18 protein-coding genes are annotated in these 22,440 nt (G+C 43.9%); 6 read left to right on the forward strand and 12 right to left on the reverse strand.

Translation table 11 applies throughout. The annotated features are described in order from the left end of the window. The first annotated feature begins 89 nt into the window (after window positions 1-89). On the forward strand, window positions 90-1,028 hold the full coding sequence (locus tag QT992_RS04490; protein WP_333376608.1) for a class I SAM-dependent methyltransferase: 939 nt from the start codon (window positions 90-92) through the stop codon (window positions 1,026-1,028). A 619-nt stretch (window positions 1,029-1,647) separates the two neighbouring features. On the opposite strand, the gene QT992_RS04495 is transcribed toward QT992_RS04490, so the two are convergent. From QT992_RS04495 to QT992_RS04535, 9 genes are all read right to left on the reverse strand, one after another. Further along, complete coding sequence (locus QT992_RS04495) at window positions 1,648-2,493, reverse strand: WecB/TagA/CpsF family glycosyltransferase (RefSeq protein ID WP_333376610.1); 846 nt, start codon at window positions 2,491-2,493, stop codon at window positions 1,648-1,650. A gap of 79 nt (window positions 2,494-2,572) precedes the next feature. Then, on the reverse strand, window positions 2,573-3,655 hold the full coding sequence (locus tag QT992_RS04500; protein WP_333376612.1) for an NAD-dependent epimerase/dehydratase family protein: 1,083 nt from the start codon (window positions 3,653-3,655) through the stop codon (window positions 2,573-2,575). 59 nt (window positions 3,656-3,714) lie between these two features. Next, entirely contained in the window at window positions 3,715-4,944 is a 1,230-nt protein-coding gene (locus QT992_RS04505; protein ID WP_333376614.1) for a glycosyltransferase, read from the reverse strand. A gap of 124 nt (window positions 4,945-5,068) precedes the next feature. Continuing rightward, the gene (locus QT992_RS04510) at window positions 5,069-6,229 is read right to left on the reverse strand and encodes a glycosyltransferase family 4 protein (protein WP_333376617.1); all 1,161 of its coding nucleotides are present in this window, start codon (window positions 6,227-6,229) and stop codon (window positions 5,069-5,071) included. A 1-nt stretch (window position 6,230) separates the two neighbouring features. Next, a complete protein-coding gene (locus QT992_RS04515; RefSeq protein ID WP_333317185.1) occupies window positions 6,231-7,139 on the reverse strand; it encodes a glycosyltransferase family 2 protein in 909 nt (302 codons plus the stop codon). Window positions 7,140-7,201: 62 nt separating this feature from the next. After that, the gene (locus QT992_RS04520; protein ID WP_333317183.1) at window positions 7,202-8,455 is read right to left on the reverse strand and encodes a glycosyltransferase family 4 protein; all 1,254 of its coding nucleotides are present in this window, start codon (window positions 8,453-8,455) and stop codon (window positions 7,202-7,204) included. 24 nt (window positions 8,456-8,479) lie between these two features. Then, entirely contained in the window at window positions 8,480-9,421 is a 942-nt protein-coding gene (locus QT992_RS04525) for a glycosyltransferase family 2 protein (protein WP_333317181.1), read from the reverse strand. A gap of 10 nt (window positions 9,422-9,431) precedes the next feature. Continuing rightward, the gene (locus QT992_RS04530; RefSeq protein ID WP_333317179.1) at window positions 9,432-10,658 is read right to left on the reverse strand and encodes a hypothetical protein; all 1,227 of its coding nucleotides are present in this window, start codon (window positions 10,656-10,658) and stop codon (window positions 9,432-9,434) included. Beyond that, window positions 10,655-11,992, reverse strand: a complete 1,338-nt coding sequence (locus QT992_RS04535; protein ID WP_333317177.1) for a flippase — start codon at window positions 11,990-11,992, stop codon at window positions 10,655-10,657. The genes QT992_RS04530 and QT992_RS04535 overlap by 4 nt, the downstream gene beginning before the upstream one ends. A gap of 449 nt (window positions 11,993-12,441) precedes the next feature. On the opposite strand from QT992_RS04535, the gene QT992_RS04540 reads away from it, so the two are divergent. Together QT992_RS04540 and QT992_RS04545 are read left to right on the forward strand one after the other, a co-directional pair. Beyond that, window positions 12,442-13,365 carry a glycosyltransferase family 2 protein gene (locus QT992_RS04540; RefSeq protein WP_333317174.1) on the forward strand — a complete coding sequence of 308 codons (924 nt, stop codon included), beginning with the start codon at window positions 12,442-12,444 and terminating at the stop codon, window positions 13,363-13,365. A 70-nt stretch (window positions 13,366-13,435) separates the two neighbouring features. Next, window positions 13,436-14,398, forward strand: a complete 963-nt coding sequence (locus QT992_RS04545) for a polysaccharide pyruvyl transferase family protein (RefSeq protein WP_333317173.1) — start codon at window positions 13,436-13,438, stop codon at window positions 14,396-14,398. A 629-nt stretch (window positions 14,399-15,027) separates the two neighbouring features. On the opposite strand, the gene QT992_RS04550 is transcribed toward QT992_RS04545, so the two are convergent. Beyond that, on the reverse strand, window positions 15,028-16,449 hold the full coding sequence (locus tag QT992_RS04550; protein WP_333376620.1) for an O-antigen ligase family protein: 1,422 nt from the start codon (window positions 16,447-16,449) through the stop codon (window positions 15,028-15,030). A gap of 259 nt (window positions 16,450-16,708) precedes the next feature. On the opposite strand from QT992_RS04550, the gene QT992_RS04555 reads away from it, so the two are divergent. Then, the gene (locus tag QT992_RS04555; protein WP_333317172.1) at window positions 16,709-18,127 is read left to right on the forward strand and encodes a polysaccharide biosynthesis/export family protein; all 1,419 of its coding nucleotides are present in this window, start codon (window positions 16,709-16,711) and stop codon (window positions 18,125-18,127) included. Window positions 18,128-18,262: 135 nt separating this feature from the next. Then, on the forward strand, window positions 18,263-20,599 hold the full coding sequence (locus tag QT992_RS04560; RefSeq protein WP_333337342.1) for a polysaccharide biosynthesis tyrosine autokinase: 2,337 nt from the start codon (window positions 18,263-18,265) through the stop codon (window positions 20,597-20,599). Between the two features lie 61 nt (window positions 20,600-20,660). Here QT992_RS04560 and QT992_RS04565 read toward each other — a convergent pair whose 3' ends face one another. Beyond that, window positions 20,661-20,870 (reverse strand): hypothetical protein, encoded by a 210-nt coding sequence (locus QT992_RS04565; protein ID WP_333337344.1) that lies wholly within the window; start codon window positions 20,868-20,870, stop codon window positions 20,661-20,663. Window positions 20,871-21,134: 264 nt separating this feature from the next. On the opposite strand from QT992_RS04565, the gene QT992_RS04570 reads away from it, so the two are divergent. Next, window positions 21,135-21,500, forward strand: coding sequence for a response regulator transcription factor (locus tag QT992_RS04570; protein WP_039886668.1), 366 nt, complete (start codon window positions 21,135-21,137; stop codon window positions 21,498-21,500). A 66-nt stretch (window positions 21,501-21,566) separates the two neighbouring features. On the opposite strand, the gene QT992_RS04575 is transcribed toward QT992_RS04570, so the two are convergent. Further along, window positions 21,567-22,064: a hypothetical protein gene (locus QT992_RS04575; RefSeq protein ID WP_333317166.1), complete on the reverse strand. Its 498-nt coding sequence runs from the start codon at window positions 22,062-22,064 to the stop codon at window positions 21,567-21,569. Between the last annotated feature and the right edge of the window lie 376 nt (window positions 22,065-22,440).

A 22,440-nucleotide genomic window follows, 5' to 3' on the forward strand; every position in this document is an offset into this window, starting at 1 on the left:
GTACATCAAGTACCTAAATAATGAAAACTAAAATGCCAAGTCAAAATTGCTTAAGTCCTACCGTCGTCTGTCCGATATCGGGACAGAGTATGAAACCGTGGCTATTGATACCCGGTGATTGGCGCAGACCTGCAAACAAAGAATCCTTTCAATTGTACTGGTGCGAAAAGTCACAACTTGGATGCATTCATCCTTTACCCGAAGTCAACAAAATCGCCAGTTTCTACGAGATTGACGACTATTATACTCATCATACAGACTCTACAGGTTCCGAGTCTTCCTCTTCTATTTCCTTCTGGGATAAATTACGCACGCATCTAGCTTGGCGTTTCGATCGCGGAGTAGATGTCACAAGTCAATGGTGGAAGCAACAGTTCGCGACTGCTTCCTGCTCGATATTAGAAATCGGTTGCGCCAACGGCCAAATGCTGCAAGAACTGCAAGCAGATGGTCACAAAGTCTGGGGCGTAGAACCCGATCGACAAGCTTTGGTTTTGGCCGAGCAGCGAGGTCTTGATGTATTTTATGGTACTGCTGAATCTTTGCCCCCGGAAGTCACGTCTACACAGTACGACATGATTGTGATGAACCACGTACTCGAACATACCAGAGATCCTTTACTTGCACTCCGCAATGCCATGCAGTTGCTCGTGGATGGCGGCAAATTGGTAATGGAAGTACCAAATAACTCTTGTATTGGGCTGAAGTCATCAGGGATTGCATGGATGCATCTAGATGTACCAAGGCATTTGTATTTCTTCACACCGCAGAGCTTCCGCGCTATCTGTGAAAAAGCGGGATTTGAGATAATTTCTACTGAGTTTAATGGCTACTATCGCCAATTTGCCAACAGTTGGATCGATGATGAAAGAAAAATTTTGAGTGTGTTCGATTCAATGGAATCCCCTCGGATGGTAAAGCCCAAAGAAAACAGTAAGGCCCAAGCTTGGAATCTACTGCTGAAAACAATTTTTGCGGCTGATGAAAACAAGTACGATTCGATCCGGATTGTAGCCCAAAAGCCATAGCAAGAGCGAGGTAAGGGCAATAAACTTTTGGTTTTGTATCCAGTTTGGTTAGACAGTCACAATACTTTTGCGATCCCCTGCGATAATCCCCAATGCCAGGAGTTCGCTCAAACAAAATGCGGCTATTGACCCAGAAATCCACCTGACTCGATCGAGACTGACGCAGAAACTTTGTATGTAATGTGTGCAGTCGGGAGCTTACCACATAGATAAGGTAAAAATTGTTTTCGGGCGTAATATCGTTTCCGGTGGCATCGGAATAATATATTCGGATCGTGTCAGTGGGAGCTTAATATCTCGCTACCCAAATCGCGAGCTCTTAAGCTCCCACTATAATTCCGATGCCACCGGATTTGATATCAGTTTTCTTGAATATGCGATCGTAGTTGCACCTCAAAAAGATTAGTTATATCATTTCCGGTTATACTCATATATGATGTTGACTGTTGACTGTTGACTGTTGACTGTTGACGGCGTGAACGCCGTGAACGGCGTGAACGCCGTGAACGCCGTGAAGTCGAATTTACTATTCCGATGCTAACGGATTTGATATTACGATGTGTTTGCTTTTTAAATTTTTTCTTGTGAGCACCGATAATTCACAAGAAACTTTTAAATTTCAACCATATAATACTTCTTCTACAGGTGGCGTGGCGTCTGTGGGGTCGAACTGTTTGATTTTCAAAGCTTGTAGCAAAAACAGCCAGATATAAAGCGGATTCAAAAAAACATACCGCTGCCAAAGGCGCCGAGGTTCCTTCATCATCCGAAACAGCCATTCCAAACCTATTTTAGATAAAAAGTCAGGAGATTTAGCCAAATTACCCGCATGAAAATCGTAAGCAGCACCTACAGCAATCAGCGGCATTGATAAGTCGTCCCGGTATTCGTAAGCCCAGACTTCTTGCCGGGGACACCCCAAACCGACAAAAGTAATTGCTGCACCGCTGTTGCGAATTTGCTGTGCAATTTCTTGTTTCTCTTCGGGCGAAACGTGCCTAAATTTAGAAGGCTGAGATCCAGCAATAATTAACTTGGGAAAACGCTGGCAGAGATTGCGAGATAAAGCTTCCAGTACAGAAGCTTGAGATCCGTACAAATAGATAGGTAATCCCTCTTCTGCCGCACGTTCGCAAATTTGTAACATCGCATTCGGCCCGCAAACTCGATCGGGCAATTCCGTATGGTAGAGCCAATTTAACGCCCACCTGACCGGCTGTCCGTCTGGCAATACTAAGTCAATGTGATTAATCCGATAACGATGAGTGCTGTCGAGAACCCCAGTCATTACCCCGTGAACCGCGAGAGCAGAAACTGACATTGGTTTTCCGGCGCTGGCTGCCGCAATAATTTTGCTAACAGCCGCTTCATAATTAACGGCATTTACTAATATGCCCAGTACATTCTTTTTCCCTTTATCAATCATGGAGCACCTCTTTAAGTCAACGCTCGCGGTTACACTCATAAAATCTCCCCTAAGATTTGTTTAACCTTGTATTCTTCAATCGTTTACCGCAATTCCCAGCACATTCTTTTGGCCCCGCTCAATCATTAGAATCCTCTTTCAGCCAACGATCGCGGTTACATTCATAAATCTCCTGTAGGATTTGTTTAACGTTATATTTCATTTTCCAGTTGGGATAGTGACTGGAAAATTTGGAATTGTCGCTAATCCACCAAATGTGATCGCCTATGCGATTCCCTTCAGCATAAGTCCAATTAAACTTGCGTTCTGCAATTGCCTCGCACATCTGGATAGCTTCTAACATCGAACAATTGCTGTACCTGCCTCCTCCTGTATTATAAACTTGGGCGCTTTGGGGAGCTTTATAAAATTCATAAAATGCCGAAATTAAATCAGCGCTATGAATGTTATCGCGAACTTGCTTGCCTTTGTAGCCAAACACCGTGTAAGGAGTTCCCGTGACAGCACACTTCATCAAGTAGGCGAGAAAGCCGTGCAATTGAGCTCCAGAGTGATTGGGACCCGTCAAACAGCCGCCGCGAAAACAAGCGGTGTTCATATTAAAATATCGACCGTATTCTTGGACTAAAACGTCAGCAGCTACCTTAGAAGCACCAAACAAACTGTGCAGGCACTGATCGATTGACATATCTTCCCGAATGCCGGTTTCGTAAGTATGGCCGGGTGCAATTTCCCACCTGTGTTCTAATTCAATTAAAGGCAAACTGTTAGGCGTATCGCCGTATACTTTATTGGTAGAAGTGAAAATGAAAACCGCTTTAGGACAGTACAAGCGAGTTACTTCTAGAAGATTGAGAGTGCCGTTGGCATTGACGGTAAAGTCTATTTTCGGAGCACGGGAAGCCCAATCATGGCTGGGCTGGGCTGCTGTGTGAATTACTAATTCGATCGACTCGCCGTACCGCTGAAAGATATTGGTAATCGCTTCATAGTCGCGAATGTCCACATCTAAGTGATAATACTTGGTACCCAAAGACTTTTCGAGCAGTTGGCGGTTCCAGTTTGTAGAACCATCAGCACCAAAAAAGAACTGGCGCATATTATTGTCGATGCCCACTATATCTAAGCCTTGTTTGGCAAAGAACTTACACGCCTCAGAGCCAATTAATCCCGCCGAGCCAGTAATGATTGCAACGCCCACGTTTCACCGCCTGAAAAAATATAGTTTTTTGTGTTTTGCCCGATCGAACCCATCAGAAGTTATCCTGATTTTCGATAGACTATATCTTCGCACAATTGAGCAAAGAATTCGCCTTTAACATCCCAATCATATACTTCCCGGACGTGAGTGCGACCTGCTTCACCCAAGCGCGATCGCAACTCGGCATCGCCGGCTAAATTAGCGATCGCCTCAGCTAGACCCTGCACGGCCTGTTCTGGATTGTAACCAGGTACTTTTACCCCCGTTTGCGCCGTCACTTGAGTAGCAGGCCCTCCCAAATCCAAGCAGATGATGGGACGCCCCGCCGCCATCCCCTCCAAGCAAGTCCAGCCACCTGAATCGTGCAAGCTAGGGTGAATAAGTACATGAGACTCCCCTAGCTTAGCCAAAGTTTCCTCGCGTGGCAGCCTCCCCCACAACTTAACTTGAGAAGCAATACCCAATTCTTCCGCTAGAGACTGAAGGCGATGGCGTTCCGGGCCATCCCCCAGCAGCCAATATTCGGCATTCGGCAAGTTAGCTTGGGCAAAGGCCCGCACCGCAAGGTGATAGCCCTTCCAGTGCAGCAGCCGCCCCATACTGATGAACCTGATCGGGGAAAGCCCTGGCATCTGGCACTCTCCCAGCCTCGCCATCTCTTCCTTCGACAGACACGCCTCCGAAAGCACCTGCACCTTTTTAGCACCCATCGCCCGCACCCGTTTCGCCGTGTCCTCCGTTGTCGCAAAAGCTAAGACACTTCGCCTAGCCGTCATCCTGGCAAAGGGATCTCTCTCACCCAGGCGCTGTCCCCAATCTCGCGCCGTTTCGTAAAGTTTTGCTTTAGAGCTAAAATCAGCCCAAAAAGGTTTAGGGGCTGCTTCGCCACCGCCCACAGGCCCCCAAATAAAAGGAATTGGCAGCAGCGAGATGAAGCTAGGCGACCAAAATTTAACGTAGGTGACGTGGCGGGCGATGTCGAAATTAATTTGGCGGTGGAGCTTGCGCGCCTCTAAATAAGCCAAAATTTGCCACAGGTAATAGTGCAATTGCAGCCCTCCCTGTCTACCTTTAAAGTTTTCGCTCCAGCCGAAAGGCTCAATGTAGACAAAGTGCAGGTTAGGGTTCGGGTACGTGGCGAGGAAGGCTTCAATAGCGCTACGGTAAAAGGTGCGAGTTAGTACCCAAACTTCTTGATGCTTGGCGGCTTCTACCACCGCATTCCAGCCCACTCCTTCCTCAGATCCTTGTCCGGGTTCGCAGGCAAAGGCAGATAAAAGAATTTTCATCGGCAATTGGTAGTGGTTAGTGGTTCGTTGTTAGTAATTAGTCGTAAGCAGTTAATTTGTTGTTAGTAGTTATTTTTTTACTTAAAAACGATATTTTTAGCTACTATCCACAACAGCTTAACCACTAACCACTAACCGTTAAAAAGGATGTTACTTCGACATAAGCTTGGGCGGCTGTTTCGGGAGTTTTTTGAGCAATTAGTTCGCGTGAGCGCTCTCCCATTGACTTAATCAAATCTGGATTGTCCAGAAAGCGCCGCATCGCTTCAGCTAAACATGAGGGATCGTGAGGATCGAAAATATAACCATTTTCCCCTTCAGCAATCAACTCACAAGCAGCCGCACCATTTGAGCATACTATAGGTTTGGCAAAAACCATCGCCTCCGGTACCACCATTCCCCAGACATCTTCAAAAGTAGGAAATACAAAAACATCAGCTTGCTGAAAGTAAGAACCCAAACTTCCATATTCCACCCATCCGGCCCAAGTTACCTGATCTTCAAAATTGCGCTCTTTAATAAAATTTTCCAGTTCTTCCCGCTGATCTCCCTTGCCAACAATCAACAGCGAATAATCAACATAACCTTGACTTTTAAGAATAGCGCAAGCTTCTAAAAGCGTCTTAATTCCCTTTCTTGATGTGATCCGCCCCACATACAGAAACATTGGGCGTTTCAACTCCAAATTCGGCGACTCAGTGCCCTCCAGCCGTTTCATTAAAGCTCCTGCATCTGGCACCAGATAGGTTCGGGTAAAAATTTTATACTCCGGTACATTAAGCACTTCTATCAGATATTGCTTACCCGCATTACTATTAGAAACAAAAGCATCAGCAAACCGCACAAGTATCCGGCGAACAAATGTCCGAAAACTGGAATCTCGAAAATCTGTATTGGGGGAACTACCATCATAAATAATCGCAATTTTCCACCGCATCAGCGGTTTTAAAAGCGCTACAATCACAGTCCACAAAGAGAAAGCTTGGGGAAATACGACTTGAGGACGAAATTCGAGCAGATAGCCGATAATACTAGGTGATACTACGATAAAGCCGCGATCGTAGCCTGTATCTATCTTTGTCGTCTCCACAAAACTGGTCTTTCCTACTAACTGAATTACCGACGAACCCGGCATTTTTGGATCGAATCCCGGCCAAACCCCACCAGTATAAAATACAGTATTCTTAAAAACCTTCGTAAATTCTCTCAAAACCGGCTGCCAGTAGGCTCCCAGTCCCACTTCCGGGACAAGCCAAGCAATGCGGAGTTCATTTCTATCAACCATCCTATTCACCTTGAGTTTTGTTTTTAGTCAATCCCAGTTTACTCAACACTGAAAGCCAAACTAATCTGCGATAAGGTAGCAGCCAATAAATTGGCCACAACCAGCCACCATGCCGCTGAGTAAATACTTTCCACTCTTGAGCCGGTTGCAGGGTAGTATCTTTGAAGGATAAACCTTTCGGTTGGCTCATTTTATCCAATCCTTCACTTAAATTCTCAGCAGCCGTTTTAGTCACCTGGGGGTTGAGAGAACAACTGCCTAAATAGCCAGGAGCAATCCAAACTGTACATCCTTTCTGTCTGGCTCGTAAACCATAATCCCAATCGCCAATATAATGGACAAAAGCCGGATCGAGGTTGCCGACCATTTGCACAACACTGCGGGGAATTAATACGCAGTTGCCGTGAATAGTATCGCACATCTGAGGCTCTTTTGTTGGTTCTAGGATACCATATCGGAAGGGGTGCAAAGGGTTATTTCGCACAAGACCGCCGTATGTTGTTTGACCCGTTTCGGGGTCGCAGGTAGAACCGCCAACGATCGCTTTAGCTTCTCCTTTTTCTGATAATTTTTGAGTGGTTTCTAGCAATACACTTACTGTTTCGGGATAAATAAGAGTGTCATCATTTAACCATAGGTAGTAGTCGGGATCATCTTTCATTGCTTCGCTGAAAGCCCCACGCATTCCCCCGTTCCAAAATAAGTTCCCATCGCCGGAAAAAATATTGACTTGAGGATAGATTTGACGAACTGCATCACTGGTGCCATCGGTACTGGCATCATCGACTAGATAGGCTAAAATATCAACCTCGCCTGGAAGTGCCTGCTTAAAAAGAGCCTCTAAGCAAGCTAATGTTTTCTGTTTGCGGTTGAAGCAAGTTAAAAGGGCGGCGATTTTAGTACGGTTCATTGTTCCCAATTGTGCGGGTTATAGCGATAGCCCGGTAAAATTTACTACGTAAAATCAGATTTTTACTTTGGATTGGGCACAAGATCGTTAAAAACAGACAAATAGCGATTTGCTTGTATGTCTAAAGTAAATTCTTGTTCCACTTTCTGGCGGGCGCGAATACAAAGTTTTTGGTGCCGATTGGGATCTTCTAAAACCCAAGCAATTCCTCGCGCTAAGTCTTCTGTTTCATAAGGTTTAGCTAAATAGCCATTGGAGCAGTGTTCGATCAGATCGGGCAGTCCCCCAATATTAAATGCGACACTGGGGATGCCGCAAGCATGGGCTTCCATGACTGTATTTGGCAAGTTATCTATCACGGAAGGGGCGACAAAAATATCGGCGGCTGCATAAACCGTTGCTAGGGAAATATCATCTGCGAGTTTCCCCAAATAGTGAGTTTTAAAACCAAGTTCAATGGGATTTTCCGGTTGAGAAGATCCAAAAACCAGCAACTCTATCCGATCTTTCCAGCCTGATTTACTGAGGCTTTGTAAAGCGGGTACGAGCAAGTTAAATCCTTTCCAGCGATCGCCCGTTCCACCTGCACCTCCAAAGAGTACAATTTGTTTATCTTGAGGTAAATTCAGGATTTCTCGCGCCCAGTGACGATTTATGGGTTTGTACTTTTGAGTATTGATGCCATTAGGAATTATTTCCACTCGAAAATCTTTGAATAAAGAACTAGAATGAGCGCATTTCGCTAACCAAACACTAGGGCTAACCAAAGTTAGGTTAAGCTGAGCCCAAGCTTTAGCTTTCCGCTGCCACACCCACCGCGACAGATCCGAATCTTTATTACTGTGAAGTTGCGGACAACTACCACAAGATTGAGCGTAGCGATTGCAATCTTCACTATAGTGACAGCCGCCTGTAAAAGGCCACATATCATGCAGCGTCCAAACTAAGGGCTGCTTAAAATTGGGAATAGTTTCTACTTGTAAATACCCCCCACAAACCCAGTGTAAATTAATAATATCAGGAGCGAGTTTATCCAGTCGATTCGATAGAGCATCTGGCAGCAGTTCTGTAGAAAATATAACGGGGTTTCTCTTAGGGTAGAGCCGCAATGGTGCATTAGATAAAGTTGAAATAATCTTGTCCAACTTATTCGCAATACTATTCTGTGACGAAATTACAGTGCGATCGCCACTACTCTTATTTTTTACCAGCATTTGCGAAGACACACCAATCCCCTGGAAACCTTGGTGCAGTCGATAAGCGGCGCGGGCAGCCCCCCCTTCACTATCAGAACTATTGATAAGTACAACCTTCATTTCCCCTGCCTCTCCTCTAAATTTCTAGCTGACTTTGCCTGAGTTTTTCAAAAGTTTATTAACTTTTTTTTGCACCTTCCTTAGCAATGGTGGCTCGTAATCATATAAAGTGTTTTCAGTAAAATTATCTGCTTGCACATCCCGAATGGCAAAGGCTGGGTGTTTCATCGGAAATGTTATAGCTTCTACAGGCATATTACTATAAGGACTGTTGACATCCTCCGTATTAGTTCCCCCTACACCATGTCCGATATTAGAAGCTAAATTGACATTGGCAAGAATATTCATACCATTTTGAATAAAACTAGCAAATGTCCACTGAAAAGCCCAACTCTGTAATTTTTTTTCATAACAACGCTGAAAAGTATTTGTCCAAACTTTTGCAGTATGGGAGTCTCCCAGTACATCCATCAAAAAATTACCATCGCGAATTTCTGGCCACAGGTTCATATCTAAATCATAGTGCTGCCAAGCTCGCCTCCAACTCGCCCAACTCCAGCAGTGATTGTAGACAGAAAAGTAGTAACTATAATCAGTTCTTTTCCGCCCCAATTGAACATTTTGACCAGAAATTGACAGCATCCGCCGATCGTCTCGGTAACGATCCAGCAATTCTTCAGCGAAGCGGAAAAAAGTAGGATGAGGGAGACAGTCATCCTCAAGAATAATTGCCTCTTCAACTTTATCAAACACCCAATTCATACCACTAGAAACCCGCAGGCGACAACCGAGATTTACGTCTGCGTAATTCTTCAAAACTTCGCAGTCCCAATCTACTTGGTCAATAATAGCTCTAGCGGCAGCACATTCTCGATCTTCTCCAGGCCTATCTGGACGTGGCCCGTCAGCAATTACTAGCAATTTGGGAGGTTTGGCCTGACGAATTGCCTCAAATACTCTAGCCGTTGTATCTGGGCGTTTGAAAATGATAAAAGCGACGGGTGTTTGGATTTGGTAATTGAACATTTCTGCGACTCTAATTTTTATAGTAGTCTTCAACATCTGAATTAACAATATCAGCAGTCATCTCGGATTTAAAATTAAACCACTTCTGAAGCATTACAGCCGCTATGTATGCCAGTGTATCATTGCTAGTCTGATAGGGCAAAAATCTATAGCGAAAACTAGCCATTCTAGGGTCGCTTTCTTGGTATAAAATATCTTGGGCAAAGTTCCCCCAACGCTCATCTATCAAATCAATTGTCATACCAGCATGAGCCGAAGGTAACAACATATTAGAGCCGTGAAGACCAATTACTAAGCGGCTTTGTGAATAAACACGGCATATTTCCTTTTCTATTTCTTCATTAAAACTATCTACTCTGTAATCTTCTATCCATTCTGGAAACTTAGTTTTTGTCCCCAAACCAGCTACTGCAAATTTTGCTTCTGGTACTTGCAACCGGATTTTATGAAATAACTGCTGAATTTTTAAATTTTGCAAGGGCAATGCCCTTTCTCGTTGATTTAGCTTTTTCAGAACTCGGAACAGCCCACTGTTAACTAATAAACGATCTTCCCGCCAAATAAAAGTAATTTTTGTTTCTGGTTCATCAAATTTGTGTTTGGGAACTCTAGTAAACCGCGTGATGTCAAACTGGCTAGGATGAGAATGGGCTTCGCTGACATAAATTTCATCAAAGCGTTTAGTTTCTTCCTCCACAAACTCGGCGAAGCTGGGATAGTAAGTTTGACCATTTTTTAAAGAAATAGGTACTGTCCAGACTTCTGCAACTTCATCGGGGACCATCCACCTTAGAAACTTAGGAACTATCACCACTAACCCGCAGTCAGAGTTGCATTCTAAGTGCCTTTGTGCATTTAGCAACTTCAGCAGGGAATGACCATAAAGATGATCGATACAGTTTAAGATAATTACCCGCTTGCAGGGTTTAAAAATCTCTTTTACAATCTCAAGTTTTTCTGGTTGAGGATTTTGGAGTGAATTGAGTAATGGTTTGCCTAGCCATTCTTTTGTGTTAGCAACTTTGGCAAAAACTTCACCTTTGTTTGTATCAACTTGGACAGAGTTTCTGACTCCATGACCTACTCTCAACTCGTCGATTATTTCGCTACCACATTCCGCGCACTTACAGTCCAAAACAATATGTATCCCTTGCCACAAAATTTTTTTTGCCTTGAGTTCCGTGTCGCAATAGGGGCAATTCGATCGCTGTTCGATTTTCGGTTTAATTTGAATCACTTTACTAATCCTCTGATTCTACAAGCTGCCTTGTATAAGTTAAGGGAGCGCCCGATGAAATTGCCAAAAGGCCGCAATTCCTTAATCAAGAAATTGACTAATATAATCACGTAAAAATAAGTTATCAGAGTAGCCGCCGTTGCTCCAAAAGCTCCATACTTAGGAATCAGCAAAAAGTTCAACCCTACATTTAAAATAGATCCGACTACAGTCAAGTAAAGACCGTAGCGCAACTGACCTTCTATGTTCAGATATGTGCTCCGTGCTACTCCAAAGTTACTGCCAAATTGGGCCCAAACATAGATTCCAAGCACCGCTGCTGACTGTGCATATTTTTCACCGTAAAGTAGATGCACTATCCAGGGAGAAAGTAATGATATCGGTATGGCAACTCCCAACCATAAAAATATCATAATATCCGAGTAAATTTGAAATTTATTTAGATATTCTTCATAATTTGTCTTTCTCAAATTTGCTAATTTGGGAAAAATAGAGCTGGATACGATCATCGGCAAGAAATCGCAGATTTCCGAAATTTTAACAGCGGCAGCATAATAGCCCAGTTCGGCATTTTTATTCATCGCACCGAGCATTATCTGATCGGTTTTTGAGTACACATAAACTGCAAATCCCGACAAAATTATCGGCCAACTCTCCGATAGCAGTTCCTTACACCGTTCCCAACTAAAATGCCACTCCTTAATTTTATTCCCCGTAAGCTTATAAAAATATATATAAGCTATTCCTACCAATGCCACCTCTGTCAATCGAACCCAGGCGAAGGCAAGCAGGGGGGCTTTAATTGTTACTAACCCAATCCTGACAGCAGCAACTAAAAAACATACCGAATTTTTAGCCAACACTGTATATTTTGACTGGATTTGGGACTGAAACCAAAAATTGATTGCTTCAAAAGCATTAAAGATAGTTCCCGCAGCGATGATACCTACCAGCCACCGAGTCAGAGTGTCGTTGGGCTTGAGTAGCCCAATCACCGTGACAGTTAACAACAAAGTGATGCAGCCACCAGTAAATTGCATTCCGAAGGCAGTTCCCAGGGTCTCATTTTTGCATTCTGGGTCGCGAGCGATATTCCTCACTACCAGAGTACCCAACCCCATCGTTGCCACCGAACTAAACAGCGACACAAAGGCGATCGCGTAGTTGAGCAATCCAAATTGTGTCGGACCAAGATAGCGAGCCACCCAAAGGCCTACAAACAGACCTAGACCCATCTGCAATATTTGGTCAGTGAACAGCCAAGCTATGTTGCTTAGTACCTGGCGCAGACCCGGACCAAGCTTTTGACCTATACCAGCCAACTTGTCTAACATCGGCAATCTTAAATTATTACCAAATAAAAATACACTTTTTGAACTTTTTGCAATCTAGCTAGAGTAGTAATGCTTTATAGTCTATCATAAGACTAGCACTTATGCAGCATTTACACCAATCACCCTAGCTACAACTTTTCCCACTATGTATTCTAAAATTTCAAATACCATACGATTCGTTTAACCTAAACGAGTATTATTACTCATTTAGGTTAGTTTAGCTCATTTGCTAGAACAACTGAGGAGATTGGTAGGTGTGGTTTAACCCAACTCCTATCCCTACAAATGCAAAGGTGAAAGCATAATCCCTAGTTTACTGGGTATGATCCACTATGCTAAAGCAGGATTAAAAGGCAGAACTGAACTACTCAGAGCCAAACTTGGTAAATGTTGAGCAAGCAGTCTAGACGTAGCGAAAGCAAAAAGGATGATAAGTTGGAGTTTAATATATGAAAACACCTGTGGCTTTTTTTGGATTTAATCGCCCTCATACAACAGAGAGGGTATTTGCAGCGATTCGGGAAGTTAAACCGCCTAAACTTCTACTCGTGGTTGATGGACCACGCTTTGACAAGCCAGAGGAAGCTGAAAAATGTGCTGAGGTAAGGGCCATAATTGAAAAAGTGGACTGGGATTGTCAAGTTTATAAAAATTATGCTGAGGCTAATATGGGCTGTAAGCACAGGGTAGCTAGTGGGTTAGATTGGGTATTTAATACAGTAGAAGAAGCAATTATTGTCGAAGATGATTGCTTGCCAAATCCATCTTTTTTTCAATTTTGTGAAGAAATGCTGGATTTATATAGACATGAACCTAGGGTAATGATGATTAGTGGGACTAATTATTTGGAGGAATGGAAATCCGATCGGCAAAATTATCATTTTTCTTATTATGGAGGTATTTGGGGCTGGGCTTCTTGGCAGAGGGCCTGGCAATTTTATGATATTAATATGCAGGCTTGGATCAATCCTGACGTGAAAGCAAAAATTAAAGCTATACTGGCTGATGAGGCTCAGTATAAAATTAGAGCGCGGGATTTGGAAAATACTTTTCAGGGTAAGGTAGATACGTGGGATTTTCAATGGAGTTTTGCTCGCTTGGCTGAAGGGGGCTTGTCGATCGTGCCTTGTGTCAATTTGGTGGCTAATTTAGGTTTTGGGTTAGCGGCTACTCATACTGGAACTGTCAATAAGGAAATAGCAGAAATGAAACAATTAGATTTAAGATTTCCTCTTGAAATCAATGATAATCTGATGGTGGATCGAGAGTACGATCGATTAATGTTTGAAAAATTATTTATCAGCCATGAAAGTTTGATTAATAAGGTGATCAAACACTTAAAAAAAATTCCCGATAAACTCTGGTTAAAATGATTTTTGCCAATCCCAATGAAATGATACGAAATGTCCCTGTCAACTTACTCAACTTAATGAAAAATAGGCTATGAAAACTATCTCAGTCTTGGATACCTCAATCTGTAGCTCTAATTTAGGAGACCAGATCATTATGGATGCAGTGAATAGCATTTTATATGAGATGTTTCCCGATCGACTATTTATTAATTTTCCTACCCATGATGTCATATCGAGCGATTCTTACCGCTTGATGAGTAAAAGCAGTTTAATTTTTGTCGGTGGGACTAATTTATTGTCCTCTAACATGAACTCATATAATCAATGGAAGGTCAGTTTAATGGACTCTCTATTTATTACAGATATTACGCTAATGGGTGTGGGATGGTGGCAATACCAAAATCAGCCTAATTTATATACTAAATTTTTGTATGAACGGCTATTAAGTAAAAAATATCTGCACTCAGTCAGAGACAGTTACACAGAAAAACAGCTAAAATCGATCGGGATTAATAATGTAATTAATACTGCTTGTCCTACTATGTGGAAATTAACAGAGGAACATTGTGTCCAAATTCCTCAAGGTAAAGCAGAGTCAGTATTAGTTACTTTTACTGAGTATAATCAAAATCCTAGTTTAGATAAGCAGTTAGTGGAATTACTGAAACAGGAATATAAGTTAATTTATTACTGGACGCAACAGCCCAAAGATTATCAGCACATGAAAGATATATGTGGCGAGGGAGCAATTTATCTTAATCCTAGCTTATCAGCTTTAGATATGGCTTTGTCTCAGTATCCGGTTGATTATGTAGGGACACGATTACACGCTGGGATTAGGGCTTTACAATATAAAAGGAGAACTTTAATTCTGTCAGTTGATAATCGCGCTACAGAAATTTCCAAAGATACTAATTTGCCAGTCGTACAAAGAGATGATTTAAACAGTGTGGCTAATTGGATTAATGCTAAAGAAGAAACTTTAGTAAAAATCCCTTTAACAGCCATTAATGAGTGGAAAAAGCAATTTTTAGCGACGGTCAATAATTATTAGCTAACCTGTTACGCATTTAAACTGTATATTTTAGCAAGCGAGGACGCTTACACTGCAAGGATTTCACTGTCACCCAATAACCTATTTAGATGCTTAATTAATTATGAAAGTATTAGTGATTAATACATCGGATATTAGTGGTGGAGCGGCGAGGGCTGCTTACCATTTACATGAAGATTTACAAGGTCTAAATGGGGAGCATCCCGATTTTGCAAGTGCGTCAGTTGTTTTTGCAAGTGAGGCAAGGTAAAATGTGGGTAACATTTATTTTTGGGATAGGCAAGTGTGTAACCATTTTGCTGCCTATCTTTTTTTACCATAACTCGGCTGAATCTTTGCCCAGTCGTCAGGGTTTTGGGCGGGTTATCACCCCTTTAGGTCTACGTCTTAGCTTTCATGTCACCCCTTCAGCTTACATTCAGGACATTCCATTGATTTTAATTCTCGGTTGATGTTTTTTGTTACTCTGGATCGCTCTCTATCATACCTCAATCCAGCAAGGCCGATTTTCAGTGTTTAGAAAATATAAAGGCGGTTGTGGAACGCTTGGCTATCGAGCAAAATCAGACTCGTCAGATGATATTATCGCACAGCTTGGCACATCTTCGATCCGCCCAAAGAACTTTACTTCAGTCGAGAGTGCGAGCTACAGAAGGCCTTTGAGGGTTGCTGCTGCTACTGTTGGAATTGTTCCTAGTATTGTCTATGGCAAGTCTAACTGTCAACATTACATAACTCAGCCAAGCATTTCCGATTCCCAGGATCTGAGTTTCTGTGATGTTGCTCATAATAATAGACACCAGAAAACAAATAGGGATTCCCGCGTCTTCCAGCTTGCTACGACTCAAATACCGAACTGCGTAAGCTAAATTGAGCAGCAAGGAAGTCATCATTAAGATTAATCCCGGCCAACCGAAGGCTAACAATATTCCGAGCGCGCCATTGTGAGGATTTTTCGGTTGAAATCCATTAGTAGTATAAATAAAATAAGCAGGAGTAGCGGGGCCTAACTTATCTTGTTGAAAAAATCCCTCGTATCCGTAGCCAAACCAGGGGCGCTGATTGGCCGCAGCTATTAACTGCGGCCAGAATTCTGTCCGCCCAGTTAGAGTCAAGTCCTTGCCTAACCCACCTACAATAATCTCCTCTAGGTTATCTACTACGAAAACCGTCATAATTATGCTGGCCACCAGGAAACATATAATCGCAGTAAATGCCCACTGAAAAGTTAATTTTTTTAGAAAGTTTAGTGATGACACTGCAATTATTAATATGATAGTAATCACTAGAGCCGCTCCCGACTTATTAGCTCTCACCAGGTAAAAAGAAAAGAACATCATTCCCAAAGAAATCCAGCGTTCTTTCTGAGTTTTAGCTCCTTGAAAATAATGCAAATACCAAAATGCCGTACATAAAGCTAGGATTCCACCGAGAGAATTTTTAGCTTGCGTTAGGCCTACAAAGTCGCCTGCTCCCGGTGGTTTCATTATAAAACTTGCCAAACCCAGTGCCGTGTATCCCCACCGCCAAAAACGAGATAGATCATGCCATTTATATTGCGCGGCCAAGTAAAATCCGAAAGCAGTAAATGCTGAAAAAGCTAGGCCTGCTCTTAGCGTTACGTCAGGAACTAGAGACCATAATGTAGACAGTGATGGCAGTAATATGTAAAGTAAAAAGAAAGGATTCACGATCAATACTTTGGCCAAAAAATCTATAAACTTGCTACCAAAAGCTTTAATCCTAGAAAATAAAATTAATACTATCCACGGGTAAAAAAAATAAGGTAGCATACTTAAAATACTGCCAGATGTATCTTGCAAATTAGTAAGATGCAAGTAATTAAAAGGAGGTTGTGTGAGAGAGGGAGAGATGAAAATATAAAAATAAGCAAAAGTTTTTTCTAAAGCCAAAGCCATTTTTTTGTTACTAGAAAATTGAAATAATAGCAAAGTCGCGATGGCGATTATAGCCATTAGCATCCATATAAATAAAGAATTACCTAAAATTAGCTCTTTCAGCATAGCCGCTTTAGACACTGGTTGAGTCATAATTGCTTTCCTTTACCACAAACAAGCTCAAATTATATAGATATAAAATATAGCAGTCAACCCGCAACCACGCTAAGACAGAAATTAGGGAGAAAGCAAAAATACAGCATCCTTTTTTCGGCGATCGCTTAAAATAATGAGCTTTTTGCCGAGCACTAAAAAGGCTACACTTATATAAATCATAGTCAATAAAATTAGGTGGTGTATGGTTAACACCCATTTTCCAAGACAGATAGCCCGGTCGGTTGTGGGTGTTGTCTTGTTTGCTTCCACTGTCATCGCTGACGCCAGAAGCACCCCGGCACAACTTCCCATCCCGCTAGGCGCAGAGCAAGCCCAGACCGTTGCGCCCGTTACGAGATCGCCGGAAAGCTATAAACTCGGCGGCGGCGATCGCATCCAAGTAGAAATACTCGAAGTACCCGAACTCAGCCGCGGCTACGAAGTTCTTTCCGACGGTTCAGTCAACCTGCCCCTGATCGGCTTGGTCTCCGTCCGCGGCCGCACCTTAGTAGAAGCCACCAACATCATCCGCAACGCCTACCGCCGCGTCCTCAAAGACCCGATAGTCACAGTCAGCCTCGTCGCCGCCCGCCCCCTCAACGTCGGCGTCATCGGAGAAGTCACCAGGCCCGGAAACTTCATCCTCTCCCTGACTCCAGGCCCGGGGGACGCGCCCAGCGTGCAGTACCCCACCGTCACCCAAGCGATCAGACTCGCAGAAGGCGTCACGGGTGTCGCCGACATCCGCAACATCCGCGTCCGCCGTCCCCAACGAGACGGCCCCGATCAAGTGCTCAACGTCAACCTGTGGAAATTCTTGCAAGAAGGAGACATCTCTCAAGACATCATTTTGCAAGACAGAGACACAATCGTGATTCCCACAGTCGCCAACTTCAACCAAGCAGAAGCTCGTCAATTTGCGACAGCCAACTTTTCACCACCCCCAGAAAAACCTCGATCGATCTCAATCGTTGGCCAAGTCACCCGCCCTGGGGCTTACGTCGTGATCGGCGGTAACACCACAAACGACCTCAGCCGCGAAGGTTTCCCCACCGTCATCCGGGCCATTCAGCTAGCTGGCGGCATCACCTCGGATGCCGACATCCGGCAAATCCAAGTGCGGCGCGTCACCAGAAGAGGCGAACAAATTATCCCAGTCAACCTGTGGCAGTTTCTAGAATCCGGCGACGGCGCCCAAGATACCATCCTCCAAGAGGGAGACACGATCGTCGTGCCCAAAGCTACGATCGTCAACCCTGCTGAAGCTGGCGTACTCGCGAGCACTAACTTTGCTCCCACTGGCATTAACGTTTTTGTAGTAGGAGAACTCAGAACATCCCTCGATCCCTTGAGGCTCCCAGCTAATGCCACACTGAATCAAGCTTTAGTTTCCAGAGGATTTTTTGGCTACGAGAATACCAGAGCTAGAAGGGATAAAGTTGAGCTAGTCCGCCTCAATAACGACGGTACAGCTACTAAACGGACGATCGAAGTCAATTTAACTCAAGGAATTAACGAAGAAACCAATCCTCAACTTCGCAACAACGACATGATTATCGTATCTCGCAGGGGTCTCGTCGATTTTGTCGATCGCATGAACGCTGTAATCGGACCTGTCGGGCCAGCTACCGGAGTGTTAAATTTTATAAACGTTCTCCGATTTTTATTCAGGTAAGAAGGTGGCGGGTGAGGTGGATAATTCCTGGCAAAGGCTAGAATAAACTAAACAATAAGATTACCCAGCCGCGACCTGGCCGCTTCAAAAATATCAACCTCAAAAATATCAACCTTAAAAATACCCAGGCTGAATATGGATAGCAGACAAGATTACCAACCCTTCACACCCAAATCAAATGGCAAACGGCCGGAGTTATCTGCTCACAACTACAGAGATCACTTCGTAGAGGAGAGAGAAGAAGAAAAGCTAGACTTGTCCTGGCTGTTAGGCGTCGTGCGCCGTCGCTTCCTCGTCATGGCAGCAGCCACAATTGCTTTGAGCGCCCTGGCAGGAACAGCGATCGTCCTCACGTCTAAACAGATTACGATCGAGTATGAAGGCTCCTTTTCCTTGTTGGTAGAACCAGCCACGGCTGAAGGTTTGCAATCCAAACAATTAAACAACACCCAAGCTGCCGACTTAGCAAGAATTAATATAGAAGGAATTAGCCTACTAGACTACGAAACCCAAATTAGGATTTTGCGTAGCCCCAAATTGATGCAGCCAGTGATTGAGGAATTGCGGGCTTGGTATCCCCAAATGAACTATAGCGAACTGAGCTCAAAAATGTCGATCGACCGCATCAGCTACACGAAAGATGGCAAACAGCAAGGCACAAAAATTTTACAAGTTCGTTACAAAGATTCAAACCGAAAAAAAATTTACACCGTATTGGATAAAATTTCAAAAGCTTATCTAGACTACAGCTTGCAGCAACGGCTGACGGGCATTAATCAAGGTATTAAATTTATAGATGCGGAGATGCCCAAGCTCCGAGAAAGAGTGGAAGTTTTGCAATTGCAAGTCCAAAGACTGCGGCAGCAGAGCAACTTGTTTGAACCCCAGCTAGAGGGAAGATCTCTGTCTGAACAAGTTCAAAGCATTCGGGGCAAGCAAGTAGAAATTAGAGTTCAGCTAAAAGGGATGCGAAACCTCTACCAAAGCTATGAAAAACTACTCAACGAAAATAATCCGCAGGGGCTGCTGATGACCCAAGGACAAGCTTACGGCGGACTCTTAGGTCAAATTCAGAGAATAGACTCGGAATTGTCATTAAAATCAGCTCAGTACAGAGAAGACAGTTTGCCAATTTTAGCGCTGCGAAAAAGTCGGGAAGAACTGATTTTAACCGCCACTAAACAAGCAAAAGAAGTGGTGATGGGAAATTTAGAGACCCAAATCAAAGAAATTGAAGCGCGCGATCGCGAAATGACCGCTTTGCAAAATGCTCTCAACCAAAAAATTAGAAACTTTTCAGTTACAACCCGACAATACGACAATTTACAGCGGGAACTGCAAGTAGTTACTAAGAGTTTGTCGGACTTCTTGGCAAAACGAGAAGCCTTGCGGATTGATGCGGCTCAGGAGCAAATACCCTGGGTGCTGATAAATCCTCCGCAAATTCCGCTAGACAAATTCGGCAACCCTATAACAGCTACCGTCAAACAAACCAGAAAACAGTTAGCGCTGGCAGTAATTTTAAGCAGTCTGCTTGGCATAGCAGTCGGCTTGCTCGTAGAGGTACTAAATACTGTGTTCCACACTCCAGAATCACTCAGAATGGCCACAAGATTGCCAATACTCGGGGTGATTCCGTTTACCAAGAAAGTCAAGCGCCGACCGCCAGCTAGACCGAGGAAACTAACATCGGCTCGATCGAACTCGAAAGTGGAAGTAGTCGAACCAGCCGAAGCTAGACATACTGGTTCGATGAGCAGGGGCCCAAGTATTTTGAGCGACTTGGACTATCAATTTTTAGAAGCATTTCGATCGCTATACACGAACATTCACTTGCTGAGTGAAGGCACGGCAATTCGATCGCTCTTAGTCGGCTCAGCCTTAGCCGGAGACGGCAAATCTACAGTAGCTTTGCACCTAGCAGCCACAGCAGCAGCAGTCGGACAGCGAGTATTGTTAGTAGATGCAGATTTGCGCTGCCCGCAACTGCACGCTAAGTTAGGACTCCCAAACGTGCGTGGCCTGGGCGATGCCATCTCCACGGATCTCAGCCTCAACGACGCGATTCAACGAGCCCCGAACCAAGAAAATTTGTTCGTACTCACCGCAGGCCAAATTCCCCCCGATCCGATCAAGCTTCTTTCTTCCAAAAAAATGCAGTATCTAATGGAGCAATTTCAAGCATTTTTTGACTTAGTAATTTATGACAGCCCGCCAGTAGCAGGCTTGGCAGACACCCACTTGATCGCAGCTCGCACAGACGCTACGATTATGGTCGTCCAAATTGGGCAAACAGACCGATCGCAAGTTAGCAAAGTTTTAGAAGAATTAAAAATTTCTGGATCTTCCGTCTTGGGAATCGTTGCTAACGGCTGCAAAAACACCGGTCACAGCTACCGCCAGCGCCCGGTCGTTTTAGACAAGCTCTACGACCAAAAACTATCGGCTTTAGGTACGAAAAATCCTAATTAGACAAATGTTGATGCAGGGAGCATCTCATATTTGTAAAAAAACTTCTTCTAGCTCCTTCCTTCTAGCTCCTTCCTTCTAGCTCCTTCCTTCTTCCTCTTTCCTTCTTCCTCTTTCCTTCTTCCTCTTTCCTTCTTCCTCTTTCCTCCTGCCTTCTGCCTCCTGCCTTCTGCCTCAAAACTCCAATTTCTAGCGGAGGGCTGCTTTCATTGAGATGCTCCCGTTGATGCAGGCAGCCGAGGGCCGCCGTCCTCAACCGGAAACGCATAACCAAGCTATACCCTGATTTTTTGATAATAGTACCATTTGAGAAAGAAAATGATAGACTAACGGACATAGCCTCCTGTGTCAACCGAGATTGCGCGGAACTTTAAATTTTGCCTAAATTACTCAGAAAATGATTGAGAAATCAGCAAAAGTGGGTAAACTACATTTAGCAGAGCGCAATCTCAATCAGGAAAAGACACCTTTGAAGGTGAACGTTAGTGTAAACGTTAATGTGAACGTTTCAACCCAGAAACTTGGTAGGGATTATTCTATGAGTACAGTTATGGTTGTTGATGATAGCGTCACTCTGCGGGAGATGATCGCCGACTTGCTCAAAGGTAGAGGACTCAACGTCACGGTAGCGAGTGATGGCGTAGAAGCTCTAGAGCAAATCAAGGCTAACCGCCCAGATTTAGTCGTTCTGGATATCGTGATGCCCCGGATGAACGGCTACGAAGTCTGTCGTCGGCTCAAAAGCGACCCTAAAACCCAAAATTTGCCGGTGGTAATGTGTTCGAGCAAAAGCGAAGAGTTCGATCGCTATTGGGGAATGAAACAAGGAGCCGACGCTTACATCGCCAAGCCATTTCACCCTCAAGAATTGGTCGGCACTATTAAGCAATTGCTGCGAGGTTGAGGTAGAGGAATAGGGACAGGAAAAAAAATGTCTTGAGCGCTGATTATTTCTGCTCCCGCAGCCTCTCTAAACTACTCGATTGACAATAGTCCAAACATCCCCGTCCGATCGCACGTAGGGAACAGAAATACTCTTAAAACCCGTAATAAAAGGCTTGTAATAAACCTGCCAGTAGCTGGGACTAATTTGGTCGGCGATGGCCTTGAGTCCCTTCACTTCCGCCGCCAGTTGGGCCGCCAGTTCATTAATCCGTTCCGCGTGTCCCTGAGCTAGTAATCTTCCTTCTTCAACTTGCTCCTCCATCGGAGTTATTCTTTGCAACTTTACTGACTGCTGCTGTTTCTGACCCAGTTGAGCAGACAGAGCCGCGATCGCGTCATCTATCCCCTTGACTTCTGCCGACACTTGTGCTGTTTCCCTCGCGTGACGACGATAAGCATCGGCGATCGCTTGGGGCGAATCACCGGCTGGGACAACATCGGCAATACTAAGCTGCTGGCGTTCCAGGCGCAATTCCTCAATTTGAGAGTAAATTGCCTCTATATCTGTCTGAAGTTTGTCCACCTAATTATTACCGCGTGATTGTTGGATATTTTAGCATATTAACACAAACCCATCACCTAATCGGCATATAAATTGCATATTTTAGGCGGGCTAGAAGCAAAGCCTCACAAGCAGAAGTTGAATTGTTTGAAAAATACAAATTTTTATATTTCTCAGTTGAGCGATTCCGTCGATATCCAGTCGGGTTAATCAGGTCGTGTCCGGTAAAATCAGCATTATAGATTGGTGGTGAGGAAGGCAAGTACGAGCGAGTTTTACGAGGATTAAAGTCGCCACTACAAACACAATTCCAATTTACCATTTACCATTTACCATTTACCATTTACCATTTACCATTTACCATTTACCATTTACCATTTACCATTTACCATTTACC

Source organism: Microcoleus sp. T3_D1 (assembly GCF_036700405.1).
In the GTDB taxonomy this organism is placed as follows: Bacteria; Cyanobacteriota; Cyanobacteriia; order Cyanobacteriales; family Microcoleaceae; genus Microcoleus.